Annotated in this window: 23 protein-coding genes; 6 read left to right on the forward strand and 17 right to left on the reverse strand. The window is 45.6% G+C overall.

All coding sequences use genetic code 11. The features are described 5' to 3' along the window. Positions 1–34: 34 nt before the first annotated feature. The 6 genes from NQ095_RS16215 to NQ095_RS16240 all read right to left on the reverse strand — a co-directional run bounded on the left by NQ095_RS16215 (position 35) and on the right by NQ095_RS16240 (position 2765). On the reverse strand, positions 35–127 hold the full coding sequence (locus NQ095_RS16215) for a putative holin-like toxin (protein WP_219169586.1): 93 nt from the start codon (positions 125–127) through the stop codon (positions 35–37). Positions 128–363: 236 nt separating this feature from the next. Beyond that, complete coding sequence (locus tag NQ095_RS16220; protein WP_258264503.1) at positions 364–516, reverse strand: YvrJ family protein; 153 nt, start codon at positions 514–516, stop codon at positions 364–366. Positions 517–547: 31 nt separating this feature from the next. Further along, a complete protein-coding gene (locus NQ095_RS16225; RefSeq protein WP_258264504.1) occupies positions 548–1090 on the reverse strand; it encodes an N-acetylmuramoyl-L-alanine amidase family protein in 543 nt (180 codons plus the stop codon). A gap of 27 nt (positions 1091–1117) precedes the next feature. After that, complete coding sequence (locus NQ095_RS16230; RefSeq protein WP_258264505.1) at positions 1118–1750, reverse strand: D-Ala-D-Ala carboxypeptidase family metallohydrolase; 633 nt, start codon at positions 1748–1750, stop codon at positions 1118–1120. Positions 1751–1964: 214 nt separating this feature from the next. Next, positions 1965–2186 (reverse strand): helix-turn-helix domain-containing protein, encoded by a 222-nt coding sequence (locus NQ095_RS16235; protein ID WP_258264506.1) that lies wholly within the window; start codon positions 2184–2186, stop codon positions 1965–1967. A gap of 3 nt (positions 2187–2189) precedes the next feature. Beyond that, a complete protein-coding gene (locus NQ095_RS16240; protein WP_258264507.1) occupies positions 2190–2765 on the reverse strand; it encodes a sigma-70 family RNA polymerase sigma factor in 576 nt (191 codons plus the stop codon). Between the two features lie 889 nt (positions 2766–3654). On the opposite strand from NQ095_RS16240, the gene NQ095_RS16245 reads away from it, so the two are divergent. Continuing rightward, entirely contained in the window at positions 3655–3999 is a 345-nt protein-coding gene (locus tag NQ095_RS16245; RefSeq protein WP_258264508.1) for a hypothetical protein, read from the forward strand. Between the two features lie 54 nt (positions 4000–4053). Here the strand turns inward: NQ095_RS16245 and NQ095_RS16250 are convergent, their stop codons facing one another. From NQ095_RS16250 to NQ095_RS16285, 8 genes are all read right to left on the reverse strand, one after another. Beyond that, positions 4054–4848, reverse strand: coding sequence for an SDR family NAD(P)-dependent oxidoreductase (locus NQ095_RS16250; protein WP_258264509.1), 795 nt, complete (start codon positions 4846–4848; stop codon positions 4054–4056). Between the two features lie 164 nt (positions 4849–5012). Then, positions 5013–5660, reverse strand: a complete 648-nt coding sequence (locus tag NQ095_RS16255) for a TetR/AcrR family transcriptional regulator (RefSeq protein ID WP_258264510.1) — start codon at positions 5658–5660, stop codon at positions 5013–5015. A gap of 33 nt (positions 5661–5693) precedes the next feature. Continuing rightward, on the reverse strand, positions 5694–6710 hold the full coding sequence (locus tag NQ095_RS16260) for an ABC transporter permease (RefSeq protein ID WP_258264511.1): 1017 nt from the start codon (positions 6708–6710) through the stop codon (positions 5694–5696). After that, complete coding sequence (locus tag NQ095_RS16265; RefSeq protein WP_258264512.1) at positions 6700–7428, reverse strand: ABC transporter ATP-binding protein; 729 nt, start codon at positions 7426–7428, stop codon at positions 6700–6702. The genes NQ095_RS16260 and NQ095_RS16265 overlap by 11 nt, the downstream gene beginning before the upstream one ends. A gap of 172 nt (positions 7429–7600) precedes the next feature. Continuing rightward, on the reverse strand, positions 7601–8284 hold the full coding sequence (gene bshB2, locus NQ095_RS16270) for a bacillithiol biosynthesis deacetylase BshB2 (protein ID WP_258264513.1): 684 nt from the start codon (positions 8282–8284) through the stop codon (positions 7601–7603). Positions 8285–8318: 34 nt separating this feature from the next. Then, entirely contained in the window at positions 8319–8666 is a 348-nt protein-coding gene (locus NQ095_RS16275) for a YojF family protein (RefSeq protein WP_258264514.1), read from the reverse strand. A gap of 184 nt (positions 8667–8850) precedes the next feature. Continuing rightward, a complete protein-coding gene (gene pdxK / locus NQ095_RS16280) occupies positions 8851–9654 on the reverse strand; it encodes a pyridoxine/pyridoxal/pyridoxamine kinase (protein ID WP_258264515.1) in 804 nt (267 codons plus the stop codon). 153 nt (positions 9655–9807) lie between these two features. After that, on the reverse strand, positions 9808–10158 hold the full coding sequence (locus tag NQ095_RS16285; protein WP_258264516.1) for a YflT domain-containing protein: 351 nt from the start codon (positions 10156–10158) through the stop codon (positions 9808–9810). A 142-nt stretch (positions 10159–10300) separates the two neighbouring features. Between NQ095_RS16285 and NQ095_RS16290 the strand changes: the two genes are divergently transcribed. From NQ095_RS16290 to NQ095_RS16310, 4 genes are all read left to right on the forward strand, one after another. Then, positions 10301–11050, forward strand: coding sequence for a DUF4230 domain-containing protein (locus NQ095_RS16290; protein WP_258264517.1), 750 nt, complete (start codon positions 10301–10303; stop codon positions 11048–11050). Positions 11051–11065: 15 nt separating this feature from the next. Beyond that, positions 11066–11740 carry a uracil-DNA glycosylase gene (locus NQ095_RS16295; RefSeq protein ID WP_258264518.1) on the forward strand — a complete coding sequence of 225 codons (675 nt, stop codon included), beginning with the start codon at positions 11066–11068 and terminating at the stop codon, positions 11738–11740. A gap of 286 nt (positions 11741–12026) precedes the next feature. Beyond that, entirely contained in the window at positions 12027–12320 is a 294-nt protein-coding gene (locus NQ095_RS16305) for a YwdI family protein (RefSeq protein ID WP_258264520.1), read from the forward strand. A 14-nt stretch (positions 12321–12334) separates the two neighbouring features. Next, positions 12335–12706 (forward strand): DUF423 domain-containing protein, encoded by a 372-nt coding sequence (locus NQ095_RS16310; RefSeq protein WP_034765025.1) that lies wholly within the window; start codon positions 12335–12337, stop codon positions 12704–12706. Between the two features lie 48 nt (positions 12707–12754). Here the strand turns inward: NQ095_RS16310 and gerQ are convergent, their stop codons facing one another. The 3 genes from gerQ to hemQ all read right to left on the reverse strand — a co-directional run bounded on the left by gerQ (position 12755) and on the right by hemQ (position 15117). Next, positions 12755–13222 (reverse strand): spore coat protein GerQ, encoded by a 468-nt coding sequence (gerQ, locus tag NQ095_RS16315; RefSeq protein WP_098438681.1) that lies wholly within the window; start codon positions 13220–13222, stop codon positions 12755–12757. A 24-nt stretch (positions 13223–13246) separates the two neighbouring features. After that, on the reverse strand, positions 13247–13669 hold the full coding sequence (locus NQ095_RS16320) for a cell wall hydrolase (protein ID WP_258264521.1): 423 nt from the start codon (positions 13667–13669) through the stop codon (positions 13247–13249). Between the two features lie 701 nt (positions 13670–14370). Further along, positions 14371–15117: a hydrogen peroxide-dependent heme synthase gene (gene hemQ / locus NQ095_RS16325; RefSeq protein WP_258264522.1), complete on the reverse strand. Its 747-nt coding sequence runs from the start codon at positions 15115–15117 to the stop codon at positions 14371–14373. Between the two features lie 298 nt (positions 15118–15415). Between hemQ and pta the strand changes: the two genes are divergently transcribed. Next, positions 15416–16387 carry a phosphate acetyltransferase gene (pta, locus tag NQ095_RS16330; RefSeq protein WP_258264523.1) on the forward strand — a complete coding sequence of 324 codons (972 nt, stop codon included), beginning with the start codon at positions 15416–15418 and terminating at the stop codon, positions 16385–16387. Position 16388 lies beyond the last annotated feature (1 nt).

Raw genomic sequence — 16388 nt, forward strand, 5'->3', positions numbered from 1 at the left:
TTTTTTGCAAAAAAAAACACGCTCTAAAGCGTGTTCATGAATGTTTATTTTCATCATTGGCTTTCAGAATCGCAATCACGAACATCCCAAAACTGAGCATCAGAGATAATACTTCGAATGTATTCATTGTATACATCGCCTCCTTATTCTAAGGCTTCCCGGATTCAAGATTGTCCTATACGCTTCAAAAAATAAAAAAGCATGAAACCTCTTTGCAGACCGGTTTCATGCTTTTTTACGTTAATACATCCAACACATTTGACAGAGAATAATTTTTTTTAATAAAAAACACCTCCTACCATGGTATATGTAGGAGGTGGTGATAGTGCTTGTTCGAAATCACTGGATTAACTAATTTACCGGCTATTTGCCATTTTCCTTGAACGATTTTGATAGAGCATGAATGGCGAGCTCGAGCTGCTCCAACTTCTTCTCAAGCTTCACTAATAGAAAGAGTGTGACGGCAATGGGAAATCCGAAATTACCTAATAATTGAACAAATACGGAATAATCCATTTTGTGCTCCTCCTTTGTATTAGGCTTCCTGCTAGAGATTCAAAGCCTTTCCGACTCCTGATGCAATCGCGTTTGAAAGGCCGGTGATGAAAGTGGGGTCTTTTAAGAGATTCGCATCATTCACACTGTCGATAAAGAGATTTTCAAGTAAGATCGCAGGCATGGCCGTTTCTCTCAACACGGCAAAGTTTGCTTCCTTTTGACCGCGGTCCCGTAAACCGTATCCAGAAAGGAAATTCATGATTTCTTTGTGCATGATGTCCTGGCGCCTTCCCGTTTCAGAAGAGCTGGTGCCAGGATAAATATAACTTTCGAAACCGGTGCCTCCGCCTGCATTGTGATGTAAGGATACGAAGTATAACGCTCCCGGTGCATTGGCGAAATCGGCGCGCTCGGATAGTCCGACATAACGATCCGTTTCCCTGGTTAAGCGTACGTCCACGCTATAGTTTGCTTCCAGTAGTTGCTTCACCTTCAACCCAATTGTTAACGTAAGGTTCTTTTCCTGCAGTCCATTCCCCATAGCACCGGGGTCGGTTCCCCCGTGGCCTGGATCAAGTACGATGATTGGCATATATTTTGCCCCCTTTTTTTAAAATTCTTAAGCCCAGTAATACGAACCGGCACCATACGGGTATTCGATGCGGCTGTCATTATGAACGAATGTCGAATACTTGATGATCCCGCTAAATCCGCATGTTTTGGCGACTTCCGCCACTTGAGTCGGTGTCTTTCCTGATGGATCGACATCCGCTGCGATCCCATACGTATGCATACTGTTAGAGGCACCGCCGACATTTCGATTATGGGTGATGCTTCTGAATCCGGAGTTGATGACAACAGGTGGGTTCCCAAGTTTTTTTCGGAGAGCTTCAAGCTTGTACATCAGTCGTCGTACATTTTCTTTTACTTGAGTCGAGCCGACATTCCCGCCGGAGAATCCGCTGCCGTCCTTGGAATAGAATTCACTGAATGCAAAGTTGACCGTCGATCCATCGCTGTCTTCAAGGGCGTTCAACTGACTATGTGTTTGGGGTCCAGCGATTCCGTCAGCCGAAAGGCCGTAAGCGCTTTGGAATCGCTTGACGGCAGCTTCCGTTCCAGGTCCGAATGCCCCGTCCACCGATACATTGGTCTTCGAAGGGGAACTTGCTGCCCAGCCTGCTACCCGGATTTGAAGCTCCTTCACGTCACTGCCTGAGTCACCTTGTCGTAATGTGCGTGTCCAATTCATTCAACATCTCTCCCTTTAGATTTTAGGCAAAGGGGATGAAGAGGAAGAAAGACCATCCCAATCTCTCTCGCTCTGTGTTGTTTGCCTTACACTGTATAAAGAAGAGTTGGAGGAGGAAAAGACAACCTTGGTTCAAAAAACGTCCAAAAGATAATAGGTATAGGTTCATAAAAAAAGGACAAGCACCCACGGATTGTGAGCGCTTGTCCTTCCTTTACTGATTATTTAGGTCGAATAGACCCGGTACGTTTTCCAATGAATAGTCCCGGACATACCGGATCAATTTCATCTTTAACTCCTGTTCGAGATCATCTCTATTTTCAATCCGGGTGAGATACAATGATTTCTTGATCTTCGGTTCGAATGTTCGGATGACCTTCGTTTCATATTCCGTGTTGCCCTTCGCTTCTTTGACTAGATCGTATAAAATTCCCATGGTTTATGATTCTCCTTTTTCTAAAATGGATTTTAATAGGCGTAATGCTTTTCTATGGGTCTTGGAGACGGCCTGTTGTGATACGCCCAGTATTCTGGCAATTTCCGTATCCGATAATTCCTGCACATAAGCTAAATCCAGGATATGCTTTTGTTTGTCGGTCAACGTTTTATAAGCCTGCAGGAGTTCTTCGTTCTCCAAACATTCCGTTAAGGTCGAATAATTGGTAAATGGCGCAATATCCGATGCCGGATCCGGAACAAGTTCGACATACGATCGACCTTCTTCATCCGCCTGGTTATCCAGGGTCAGAGGGTGCCGTTCACTATATTTCCTTGTATGTTTGTCAAAGTTCACACTGTGAAAATAAAGGGAGGAACTGACGTATGAGGTAAACCGGATATCAAAATAATGGGCTTTAAAAGCTTCGTTTAAACGTTCTTCCTTACATGCACTGGGGTAACGTAAAAAATCTTCTACTAACTTCTGATTTTCCGACTGACTGATAAAGGAATCAACGGCTTTATTATGTTTGAGATGAGGATAATGACGATAAAATTCACTCACTAATGAATCCATTTTTTCACCACCAATAGAACATATGTTCGATTTTTAAGTAAAAAAAAGAGGAGAAAACATCTCTCTGCTTTTACTTTATAAAGAAGCGGAAGCGGGCTATTTCCACAACCTTCCTCTCTATAATCGTTCCATAGTACTATCTATTAAAACATACATTACAGAATGAAGTAAGTGATGAATGCACTAATTATCCCTAATTATCCACTTATTAGAGGGGGGGGAGTGTATAAAAGCATTTTAAGGAGCGTTTGTTGCTTGTGAAAAGGCGAGTGGTTGGTTGATTTCCGCTGCAGGTGCTCGCTTTCCGCGGGGCGTGAGTTGAGCCTCCTCGGGCTTTGCCCTGCGGGGTCTCAACTGTCTAGCTCCGACGGCTAGCCGTTCGAGGTCATAAGCTAAACGGTCCATGAAGGCAAAAAACGCCAATCAGGATGGGAACTAACCCTTGAATAGTGAAGCTACTCAGTTCCCCCTTTCCTTCTTGTATACCACCAATGTTACAATCTCAACTCTTTTTCAACATTGAAGAACTAAATTCTAGGAGGATAGTCATTGAGGTTTTTTGCTATTCGTCATAAGGTTTTCAGAATATAGAATTACAGAGTGGATTGAAGCGGAAGGCACCTTACTCCTGCGGGAAATTGAGGAAAGGTCGAGACCCCGCAAGGCTTAAGCCTGAGGAGGCTCGACTTCCTCCCCGCGGAAAGAAGGTGCGTGCAGCGAAAAGGAACGGTCTATATTTTCACGCTACGGCTCATCCAAAGAATAAACAGGAAGTGAGTGAAACAACTGTTATATTAATTTTATGATTAAGCTTTAATTAAAGGGTTTGAAGGGTAGTTTATGTAATATAGTATACAAGGTTCATTCTCTATGAAAGGGAAGTGATGGGATGGGTGGTAAATGGATGTTCGCCTTTCTTTCGGCAGGTTTATTACTTAGTGGATGTGCCACAGACGATGGGAAGAAAGATCAGGATTCTACTGAGGTCAATTCGGATGCACCTGCTGCGGAAACGGATCAGCCTGCGAATAAAATGGATGTTCTGGCCAACGATGAAAAGATCATAGAGATGTTAAAAAAGACCGGAGTCATATCGGAAGACGCTTCACATGAAGAGATTGAAAAGGCTCTTCAAAAATACCTGCAGGATAAAAACAGTGATCAGCTTACCAATGAAAAAGAAAAGAAAAAATATATTGATGAAATCAAAAAGAAGATTCAGGAGGGCAGCTAGAAATGGGAAGCGGGCAGGGGGAACAACCCTTGCCCGTTCTTATGTCTTCTTGGATCATCGCATGACGCTGCCCCCGGAAATTTTGACCGATTCCCCGACAATGTTTTCGGCAGCATCACTTAATAGATAGACGATGGTGTTCGCGACTTCAACAGGGGAGGTTAATCTTCCTGAAGGAATGCTGTCCTTCGCGATCTCCAATTGTTCCTCATAGCTTCTTCCTTTCCGTTCCCCTTTTGATTTGATGGCGTTTCGTCCCATCTCTGTATCGACATACCCAGGGCAGATGGAGTTCACTCTAACATTATGCTGTATTGCTTCATGTGCAAAGGCCTGCGTGAACCCGGTCACAGCAAATTTGGACGCACTATACGCACTGTTTCCATGGGTGCCTCTCAGTCCGGAAAGGGAAGAGATGTTGACGATCGCCCCACTTTTCCCGTTCTTCATTTGGTTAAAGACTGCCTGGGAGAGCTGGACCAGTGAAAAATAGTTTAACTCCATGATGTTTCGCAAATCTTCTTCTGTCAGTTTCTCCACCAGATCACCGCCGCCAATCCCGGCTGAATTCACAAGACCTGTGATGGGGCCATGCTCATCTCTTGCCGCCGATAAAAGCTGTTCGCGGTCTTCGGTACTCGTAAGATCCGCTTTATAGAGGAAGACCCTGGAAGGATCTTGGCATTCTGCTTTCAACTGATTCAGTTTTTGTTCATTCCGACCCGTAATCGTCACCTTGGCACCCGCTTGAACGGCTGTTTTCGCCGTTTCATATCCGATCCCCCCGGTGGCACCTGTGATAAGGATATGCTGATCTTTCAACGTGTTTTCATGAAAAAGGAAACTCATTTTTTAACCTCCTTGTGATGTATAGTACGTTTTACCCGCTGGGGAGAGGTGGGAAACGGAAGGTGGTCGATTTGAAAATAAATTGGGTGGAATGGACAAGAAACGGTCCAGACCCTTTCGTGTAAACGAAAAAGGACCCCGATTTGGAGTCCTTTCTGAACGTTTTAGCCCTTCCCGATCCCATTTACAATCATCTGAACGGTCATATCGATCTCTTTTTCATCATTCCAATCGGCTTCAGGGAGGAAAAGGTACCGAACAATAAGTAAGCCGAAGATGCTGGTGGCTGAAAATCGCACGACAGCGGTTGATGGCAGGTCGATAATCTGCCCCTTCTCTTTATAATGATCAACAAGGCGGACGAATTTCTCGAATACCTTTTCAGCGATATGCTCTCTGAACTGTTCTTTCAGCTCAGGATGAAAAGGGATTTCCTGTATCAATATTTTAAAAGCGGTCATATTCTCTTTCAGGAACTCCTGGCGATTCAAAATCATCGCTTTCAGGAAATCCTCGTATCGGTCATATTTGGCATCAAGCACTTTATTCAGGTCCCGGATCACAAAGGGAGCGATCAGTTTGGCCATCGTAGGGGATACAATCGAAAGAAGCAGGTCCTTCTTCGTTTTGTAGTGCCGGAAGATGGTTCCTTCTGCGACGCCTGCCTTTTTGGCGATTTGACTGGTGGAAGTGGAGGCGTAGCCTTTTTCAGCAAACATCTCGAGGGCTGCCTCCACAATCTTCTGTTGTTTTTCTGTCAGTGATTCTTCTTCATCGAACAACTGTTTAAATATATTTTTTTCTTCAGACATTTTTAAACCCCTAACTTGTCGTTCATTCCTACCCTATATTTTACGGTATTTTCTGAGGGCTGCAACATTGAGAACAATAAAGAGTAGAGAAAAACCGATCAGTACGGATAGATTAAAGAATAAATCCCCGAATGCATAGCCGCGAATCATCACGTCTCTTAAGGCATCGGCCGCATAATAAAGGGGGGTGATGGGTCCGATCCAGCTCAGCCACTCGGAGATGGTATCTAAATTGAATAATCCCGAGAAGAAGATCTGAGGAACCACGACGATCGGAATGAACTGCATCATCTGTAATTCATTTTTAGCAAAAGCAGACAGCAATATTCCGAGAGTAAGAGCGGTGAACGATAACGAGACGATGATGATCAATACGTTGAAAAAGCTGCCTTGCATCATCATGTCCAGGATGTAAATCGAATACCACGATATCAGGGATGCCTGAAGGAGCGTCACGATTCCGAAGCCGATGACGTAACTGACGACCATTTCCCAGATTTTAATGGGAGAAGCGAGCAACCGTTCAAGGGTCCCCGTCGTTCTTTCTCTTAAAAAGGAGACTCCACTTATTAAAAAGACGAAGAAGAAGACGAAAAATCCAAGGAGGACGGGTCCAAAGGAGTCAAACATCTCCATATCCTTACTTCCGTGCACATACTTCACTTCATCGGTCATGTTTTGTGAAGGAGATGGGAATAAGGTCTGAATCTTCTTCATGACGGCTCCATTTACTGTGGGATCACTGCCTTCGATGACAATGGATGGTGAAGTGGGGTCTTCGAATGAAATATAGCCATCCAGTTCTCCACTTTTAATGTCCTTCAATGCTTTATCGGGATGCGTATAGACTTGAAAATCCTCTGTATCAACCTTCGCTTCCAGCTGTTGCGGCAGATCCACAATGGCAACCTTTGCGTCATAATCCTCAGAGTCAAAAACAAGGGAAAGCATGCTGAGGATCAGGAGCGGTGCCAGAAACATCAAGGCCAAAGTACGTTTATCCCGGAGGAGCTGCTGAAGGATACGGATGACAAATCCTCTAATTCTCAACGGAAACACCTCCATTTTTCAAAAAGACATCTTCAATTGAAGTGACCCCGTACGCTTCTTTGATCCCGGCAGGCGTGTCGCTTGAAATGATTTCTCCATGCTGCAGGAGACCCAGCATGTCACATCTTTCTGCTTCATCCATGACGTGAGTCGTAATGATCAATGTCCTGCCTTCTTCTTTCAGCCGGTGGAAGCTATCCCATATTTCTTTTCGCAGGACTGGATCGATCCCGACGGTCGGTTCATCAAGAAATAAGACTTCAGGGTCGTGAAGAAGGGCGATGGCGAGGGAAAGTCTTCGTTTCATCCCGCCTGAATATTGATGAACCGGCTTGTTCAAATGTTCCAGGAGATCAACGGTGTTCATCACTTTTTCGATTTGCGCATTTCGTTCTGCTTTCTTTAATCCATACAGGGATGCCATGAAGGATAGGTTTTCTTTAGCCGTCAGCTCATCGTATAGGGCATCGGATTGAGCCATATATCCGATGGTCGGGTACAGGTCGTCTGCCTTCAGCTTGTTTCCTTTGAAGTTCACGCTGCCGGAAGAGGGCGTTTCAAGACCGATCATGAGCTTGATGAGCGTCGTTTTCCCTGAACCTGACGGGCCCAGTAATCCATAGATTTGGCCTTTAGGAATAGTAAGATCGATCGTTTGTAATACGGTCTGTGAGCCAAATGATTTTGACAAGTCACGTAATTGGATAATGGAGTCCATGTGAATCACACCTTTCAAAAAGTGGTGAGTGATTACTCACTTATAATATAAAGGATGAGAGTTGTTTTGTAAAGTGAGTAATCACTCATTATTATATTCTTCACATTGATATGTAGAAGAGCCACTATGAAAAAAAAGAGCCTGAGCAACGACCCAGACTCTTCTTACCTCATTATTTTACGTTGTCATTTTCCCATTGATAGCTCCAGAATCGTTCAACGGTCACCCATTTCAATGATTCAGGGTCATTCTGTTGAATCCCTTTTTCAAGATCCTTCAGCATCCAGGCCGTTTGGGAGATATGGGCCTTCATGGCACCGATTTTTTGATCTTTGACCGGTGTGATATCAACAAAGATATCGGGTTTACCCAATTTTTCTTCACAATTCTTAGAGAACGCCAGGCAGTGAAGTTTCGGTCTTGACGCTTTCGGAAGGCGTCTGACGGCGCGGACCACGGCTCTTGCGGTTGCTTCATGATCCGGGTGGACGGAGTAGTCAGGGTAGAACGTGATGATGAGGGACGGATTTAATTCTTCGATCAGCTCCGTCACCATATTTGAAAGCTTTTCATCATTTTCAAATTCAAGGGTCTTATCCCGGTAGCCCATCATTCGAAGATCCTGTATTCCCATCACATCAGCGGCCTTCTGCAGCTCTTTTTTCCGGATCAGAGGAAGGGATTCACGGGTCGCGAAGGGCGGGTTCCCTAAGTTCCTTCCCATTTCCCCTAATGTGAGGCATGCATAGGTGACGGGTGTTCCATTGTTCACGTGGGTGGAAATGGTCCCTGATACACCAAATGCTTCATCATCCGGGTGAGGGAAGATGACCAGTACCTGTCTTTCTTTTTCCATTTTGACCTCTCCTTTATTTATAGGTTCCAGTAGTTTAATTGAAAGGGGTTGGACTGATTTCAAGGGCAACGGCTAGTTTCCCGTCCCCACCATGTCCCGCAAGCAGCAGGCGGCCCTGTTCATCGAATTCATAATGAGTCAGTCCCTCGGCATAAATCCAGCCGATTTCGATTTTCAGGCCGACGCGGTAAGGTCCGTCCCCGATGATTTTTCCGTGCTCATAGTTCACTTTGGCATTACGTATATAGGCTCCCGCGGAGAAGAAGCCTTCATTGAAGTGGGAAGCGTAGGCTCCATTGGTGGTTTCTAAATGTATATAAACGTCCTGACGGGCAAGCTTGGTGATGATTCCCTGCACATCGGCAATCTTGATTGGTTCCATTCTTTTTCCTCCTTAAATACAGAAAAGACTCTTAACCATTATGTACTATCTTACTAAAATACATGAATGAATGCGAAAAGTATGATTGAGGAAAATGGGAGGCGCGCGTGGTGAGGTCCGTCCCTCAAAAAAAGTGCCAGACACGATAGGGTTCATTCGTGACTGGCACCTGGCCGGGAGAGAATTATTTATTGAAGCGGTTGTAGGCTCCGTGCATGACGGGTCCAACGTATTCGTTCAGTTTGAAGCCGTGTTTGATGGCTGCAGTGACGAAGGATTTGGCATTCTGGACCGCTTCTTTCACGTCTTGTCCGTTGGCAAGGTTTGCCGTGATGGCAGCTGCGAACGTGCATCCTGCTCCGTGGTTATACGTCGTTTCCACTTTTTCTTCTTCAAGAAGGGTGAATTCATTTCCGTCAAAGAATAGATCAAGTGCTTTATCGTGCTTCAGTTGCTTTCCGCCCTTGATGACGACATTTTTCGCGCCAAGGTCGTGAATCTTCCTGGCTGCTTCTTTCATTTCATCAATCGTTTTGATTGGACCGGTCCCCGCAAGCTGACCTGCTTCGAACAGGTTAGGTGTTACAACGGTCGCACGCTGCAGTAAGTGCTCTCTCATGGCGTCGGTTGTTTCAGGGTGAAGGACTTCATCTTCCCCTTTACATACCATGACAGGGTCGATGACGACTTTATTTAGACCGAATGCATCGATTTTTTTCGCTGCAAGTTCGATGATTTCAACCGTGCCGAGCATTCCTGTTTTCATGGCATCGATACCGACAGACATAACCGTTTCCAATTGTGCTTCCAGAGTATCGATGGATAGTGGGTGAACGTTGTGGTGCCAATGGTTGTCAGGGTCCATGGTCACCACAGTGGTTAGGGCCGTCATCCCATATACGCCGTGCTCCTGGAATGTTTTAAGATCTGCTTGGATCCCGGCGCCTCCGCTTGTATCGGAACCGGCGATCGTGAGTGTTTTTTTCATGGGTTGCATTCCTCCTGTGAATTCGTTTCATTGTAAAAGTCTGACTAAAGAATATAATATCGGGCGGGTAAAAACAAATTGTTTTCACTCTAGATGACGACAAAAAAGACGCCGGATGAAAACCATCGACGTCTTTTCGGCTGTCTGACAAACTTAGAAAGGCTTTGCGTTATTATCGGTTGCTTCTTTGGAAGCGACGATCACAAGCTTGCCTTTATCGAGTTCTTCCTCATAAGCATCGGCTTCTGCCTGGTTCATCCCCACGGACTTCATTTTCGAACGCAGTTCATCTCCGCGGCTGTTGAACATATTCCCCATGGATTCAAGAATTCCCTGCTCCTTAATACCGGTTGATTCTGTATTGGTCGCCTCGGTAATGTGTTTAGAACGATGTTTGTCATGAGCGAATACGTAAATGTCATCTTTGGTATAACCTTCGCTTGTGAACATGTCGATTTCTTTTTTCGCCTCTACTACATTCTGTACTGTTTGTACCTTATACATATTCATTACCTCCGTGTTTTTATGTCTTGTCCCTTCTTTTCCCGGTAGTGCCAAATTCAAACTTTCCAAAATATAGAAGTAGAATAATTGTTTCCAAGATTCTACATTATTTCCTATAATAGAAGAGAGGAAGGTGAAGGGTTTGACAAGTCAATACAAGAAAATACGTGAAATGGAAGAGATTTTGGCGGAATTGAAGGAAACTGAAAGAGAAACAGGAGCCTCTTTGGCCATTGAAAATAGAAGAAGCAGGCGTCGGGGATTGACCCATACACTCCTGGCTTTTTGGAAGAGGAGGGTGGTGCTCTTTCTGGTCGTGTTCTTGCTGGTGGTGGGAGCAGCAACGATAGGGGTCTACTCCTGGTTATCGGGCTCTACTTTTACAGAAGAAAAGGGTTCATTCGTGGAACGGATTCAAGAGATGAGTTCGCTGGCTACGGCTCAAGGGTTTGTGAAGGCCGTGATCGAGCAGGAGGATAACCAGTTATTCGGGAAAGAAATCAATGCGGACCTCCCCGGCACGAAACGGAAGCTTCTGATGGTCGTTCCCGGTACGGTCCTTGCCGGGGTGGATTTACAAGGAATCGATGACAAGGATATAGTAGTGAATGAAGAGAAGAAAGAAATCAGGCTCACGCTGCCCCGGGCGGAGATCCTTCAGGAGCCGTCCATCGATACGGACAATATCAAGACGTTCTCTGTGGAAGGGATCTTCCGGAATGATGTGGACTGGAATGAAGGGTTTGCCCTTGCGGAAGTGGCAAAGGATCAAATCAGTCAGGAAGCGGTCGAACAGGGGATTCTTCAAGCAGCAGAAAAAAATGCTGAAAAGTCATTGAAGGGTTTCTTTGAACAATTAGGGTACGAGGTCACGATTGAATTTCAAAACTAGAAAGGGTGTCTCTAAGTGTCGGCGATTTTTCAAAATGATTGGGCACACGTTCTGGAAGATGAACTTCAGAAGGAATATTACCGGGATTTACGGGAATGGCTGAAAGGGGAGTATCAAACGACCCTCACTCATCCACCCATGCACGATATTTTCAACGCTTTTCACTATACAGCCTATGAGGATGTAAAGGTTGTCTTGCTGGGGCAGGATCCGTATCATGGAGCAAATCAGGCAGAGGGGTTGAGCTTTTCTGTGAAAAAAGGGGTGAAAATCCCTCCTTCCCTGCGAAATATGTATAAAGAGCTTCAGGATGACCTGGGATGTCCGATTCCCGCACATGGCTCACTGGTGAAATGGGCAGATCAGGGTGTCCTTCTATTAAATACAGTGCTGACCGTCGGGGACGGCAAGGCCCACTCCCATAGAGGGAAGGGATGGGAACGGTTCACCGATCGAGTCATCTCCTTATTGAATGAACGGGAGATGCCGGTAGTGTTTTTGCTATGGGGAAAGCCTGCCCAGGCGAAGCAGTCGTTGATTGATTCATCCAGGCACTACATTGTCACGGCTCCACATCCAAGCCCATTATCGGCCCACCGCGGCTTCTTTGGAAGCAGACCTTATTCAAAAACGAACGGGTTTCTTCGTGAACAGGGAATGGAAGAAATCGACTGGTGTATAGAATCGTGATGTTTCACGTGAAACACTGAGGGGGGGAAGCTTAGTGAAAAAGGAAGAAAGGATCAACTGTTTTCAATGCCAATATTTTTATACAACGTGGGAGCAGGCTCACCCGAGGGGATGTAAGGGCTACGGGTTTAAAACCAAAGCGATGCCTTCCCTTGTGGTTTTTCAATCCTCTGGGAGTCCGTGCATGAAATTCAAGCCGAAACAAAGATGATATTTGCGAAATCCTTCAATAAGAATTAGGATAAAGACGTACATACTGTAAACCTTGTGGAAGGAGTCAATCATTGTGAATATCCCACATCAATCATTAATCAAGAAGATCGAACATGAACTCGGTAAAGCAAAGTCTGCTGAAAAGTCCCAGCAGATCCGTGAGCATGTTTATTCAATAAAAGCACTATGTGAAGTATTGCTGGAGGAGAACAACGGGGCATCCTCTCAAGCCACGTTTTCCGAACCGCAGCAAACCATGCCGTATTTTCAGGAATCACAGCCGGTTCAGAAGCCCGTTTCCATTCAGAAGGAAGAGCCTCTCGAAACGGATGACGGAGCCAATGGCAATTCTTTATTTGACTTTTAACTAGGAGGTTCATCATGAAAACATTTATCATTATCGGTGCCATCAACGCCTTTTTATCCGTGGCACTTGGAGCTTTCGGTGCCCACGCATTGGAAGGGAAGATTTCACAGAAATACATCGATACGTGGAATACAGGCGTTCTTTATCAGATGTTCCATGCAATCGGGATCATCATCGTCGGGGTGCTGATGGGAAATGTCACGCCAACATCCCTGCTTTCCTGGTCAGGCTGGTTGATGCTGATCGGAACCATTCTTTTCTCTGGAAGCCTTTATGTACTGAGCATCTCAGGAGTGAAAATCCTCGGGGCGATCACCCCGCTTGGAGGAGTCAGCTTCCTCGTCGCCTGGGTACTCTTGATCGTATTCGCAGCGAAAACATTATAAACATAAAAGATACCCTGTCAGGAAGCGGATTCCCTGACAGGGTTTTTTTTAGCGCTGGGAATAACTTTGCATGGAGCCTCCCGCACCATATGGATATTCATACTCGATTTCTTCATCAAATGTAATGTAATCAAGATAAATCATCGGAATGAGGTACCGTGTACCGGTTTGTGGATCGCTCAGGATAAGGTGATCCCGGCCGGCGGCTTCAATGATCCCCTTGAACACCTTCGCATTCCACTCCTTATTGTTTTCAAACGTCGTATAAACCGTCGCGACTTTTCCTTTATTCAACCTGAGAATATTCTCGATATACGACTCTTCAATCGGAAGCATTCCCGGAACATTTTGAGAAGGTGCCGGGGCATTCGTAGGGGAAGGGATTTGATACCCTCCACCGCCTTGCTGCTGGGGATAGTATTGTCCCTGACCTTGCCCACCACCGTAATACTGACCATAAGGATTATAAGCAGATTGATTATACCCTTGATACGGGTTTGATTGTTGGTTCGCCAAACCGAATACCTCCTTTAAGTAAGATTAATATACTTTCGGACAATCACCTTGAGTGGGTTGATAGAAACAGTGGGACTTGAAACGCCCCGAGTTTGACTGGTTATACCATTGACCCGGACAGCTTCCGGCCGGCTTAAAGAACCAAAGGGAGTAAGACGCAGGGTGATACCTGCCACCTTTAATGGTCTTCCGCGCCAAATCGATCTCCTTCTGCCGGGCCCGCTGATAAAAGTAGCTTTTCTGGGTTGCCTCGAATCCGCCTGGACTCTGAAACACCATATCCTGAAGATTAGCCAATTTCTTAAAGTCAAGGCAATCGGACCGGACCCGATTGACACCGACATTCCCCACCATAAGCATTCCTTGCTGTCCTTCCCCCTCGGCCTCAGCCCTCATCAGTCGAGCCAGAAGCTTCACTTCCTTCTCGTTATAAGGAATAACAGCCATCTTCCCACCTCACTTTAGAAGATGCTATGTCTCACTATTTCATGTCTATGTTGTGGGGGAATAATATATTCTTGTGTTTTTTGAAGGAAGGAGGGGGGCTGGTTTGATAAGATGAGTGGTTGTTTTGAAGTGGACCGTTCCTTTCCGCTTCAGGCACTTGCTTTCCGGCGGGGAGGAAGTCAAGCCTCCTCGGGCTTTGCCCTGCGGGGTCTCGACCTTTCCTCTTTTTCCCGCAGGAGTCAAGTGCCTTCCGCTCCAATACACTCTGTGCTTTTCCATTTTCAGTGCCTTCTTTCGCAGGAGACTACATCATTGCCCTCAGCAGCTTTACGAAAGTAGGTGTCAGAGCTTACTAATGAGAAAAGAACGATTGAAAGAAAGAAGCTGTTCTTCTATAGGAGCAAAAATCGAATACAGCACATTTCGAGAATACCGTTTTCCGATTCACAATTGAACTTATATTAAATTACTATAAGGAACTCATGCTTAGAAAGTTGATTGAAGCGGAAGGTGCTCGACTCCTGCGGGAAAAGCTGGACAGGTGAGACCCCGGAAGCGAAGCTGAGGAGGCTCACCGCCAGCCCCGCGGAAAGCGAGCACCTGGAGCGGAAATCAACCAACACCTCCCTCATGAAATCTTTATAGGAAGTGCCTATAATAAAAAACGACAAGTCCACAAAGACTTGTCGTTTGTTGTGTATTTAGTTCACGTGAAGGAATTTTGAGATAGCTTCTTCTTTTAACAGGTTTCCTACGTAGAAGGCACCGAACTCACCGAAGCGGGCGCTTACTTCGTCAAAACGCATTTCGTATACGAGCTTTTTGAATTGAAGCACATCATCGGCGAACAGAGTGACACCCCATTCGTAATCATCGAAACCAACAGAACCCGTAATGATCTGCTTCACTTTACCTGCGTATTGGCGGCCGATCATTCCATGACTTCTCATCATGTCACGACGCTCTTCCATCGGCAGCATGTACCAGTTATCATTCCCCTGGCGACGCTTGTCCATCGGGTAGAAACAGACATGCTTCGCTTTCGGAAGGATTGGGTAAATGCGTTCCTGTACGTATGGATTATCGTAAGGATCGCCCTCTGAAGGCATGTAGTTACCAAGTTCAACGACAGAAACATATGAGAATGTCGGAATTGTGAATTCAGAGATTTTCAGCTTGTTGAATTCATTTTCCAGCTCATTTAATTCTTCCATTGTCGGACGAAGGATCATCAGCATGAAGTCCGCTTTCTGTCCAACGATCGTGTAAAGAGCATGACTTCCTTCTTTTGCATCCTGAGTACTGTTCAATCGATCTAAGAAACGGTGGAATTCCGAGATCGCCGAGGCTCTCTCTTCACTCGGAAGCATCTTCCATGAAGTCCAGTCCATCGCGCGAAAATCATGCAGGGAATACCAACCATCTAATGTTTGTGCCGGTTCTGCCAACGTAATCACTCCTTAAAGTACTTTTTCCAACTTTACTATATCATAGTTTCACCCTCTAGTAAGAATACAAAACCCAATGTCGCTAAAATGGCACAAATGGTGGATAGCAGGGGGATTTATGGAACACACTATCCTCGTAGATTGTGATAAATGCTTAGGATCATTAAGGATCGGGTAAAAATTATTTGAAAACAAAGACTTTTACGCTGAAACCGGTATCATTACTCCTTTTCCTTGAATTCCTCAATGAGAAGAGTATTCTAAGATTGGATATGTATAAATCAAGGAGGTTCCTCTATTGAGTAACTTATTTACAACATTAACGGATAAAGTAAAAGGTAAAGAGTTAAAGATCGTTTTCCCTGAGGGGACAGACGAACGCATTCTGACAGCAGCATCCCGTTTGTCTGCTGACGGAATCTTGACACCGATCGTAGTCGGAAACGTGGATGAAGTGAACGCCAAAGCGGATCAGCTGGGTGTGAAGCTTGACGGCTGTGACGTTGTCGACCCTGCATCATTTGCTGGCATGGACGAGCTTGTGAAAGCATTCGTGGAACGTCGTAAAGGAAAAGCGACTGAAGAAGATGCGAAAAAGATCCTCTTGGACGGCAACTACTTCGGTACGATGCTCGTTTATACGGGCCAGGCTCACGGACTTGTAAGCGGCGCAGCCCACTCTACAGCCGATACGGTTCGTCCGGCCCTGCAGATCATTAAAACAAAAGAAGGCGTCCGTAAGACTTCCGGTGTCTTCATCATGGTGCGTGAAGATGAGAAGTATGTATTCGCTGACTGTGCAATCAATATCACACCTGACAGCCAGGATCTAGCTGAAATCGCCATCGAAAGTGCGAAAACAGCCGATATGTTCGACATCGATCCACGCGTTGCGATGCTGAGCTTCTCAACAAAAGGATCGGCTAAATCACCTGAAACGGAAAAAGTGGTAGAAGCCGTATCTCTTGCAAAAGAAAAAGTACCGGAACTGACTGTCGACGGTGAATTCCAATTCGACGCTGCCTTCGTTCCATCCGTAGCGGAGAAGAAAGCACCTGGAGCCGCCATCCAAGGTAATGCCAACGTATTCGTGTTCCCGAGCCTTGAGGCTGGAAACATCGGATACAAAATCGCACAACGTTTAGGAAACTTCGAAGCGGTTGGCCCGATCCTTCAAGGCCTGAACGCCCCTGTGAACGATCTTTCCCGCGGTTGTAACGAGGAAGATGTGTACAAGCTTGCATTGATTACGGCAGCTCAGGCGCTGTAAG

It is taken from the genome of Rossellomorea sp. SC111 (assembly GCF_024733565.1).
In the GTDB taxonomy this organism is placed as follows: Bacteria; Bacillota; Bacilli; order Bacillales; family Bacillaceae_B; genus Rossellomorea.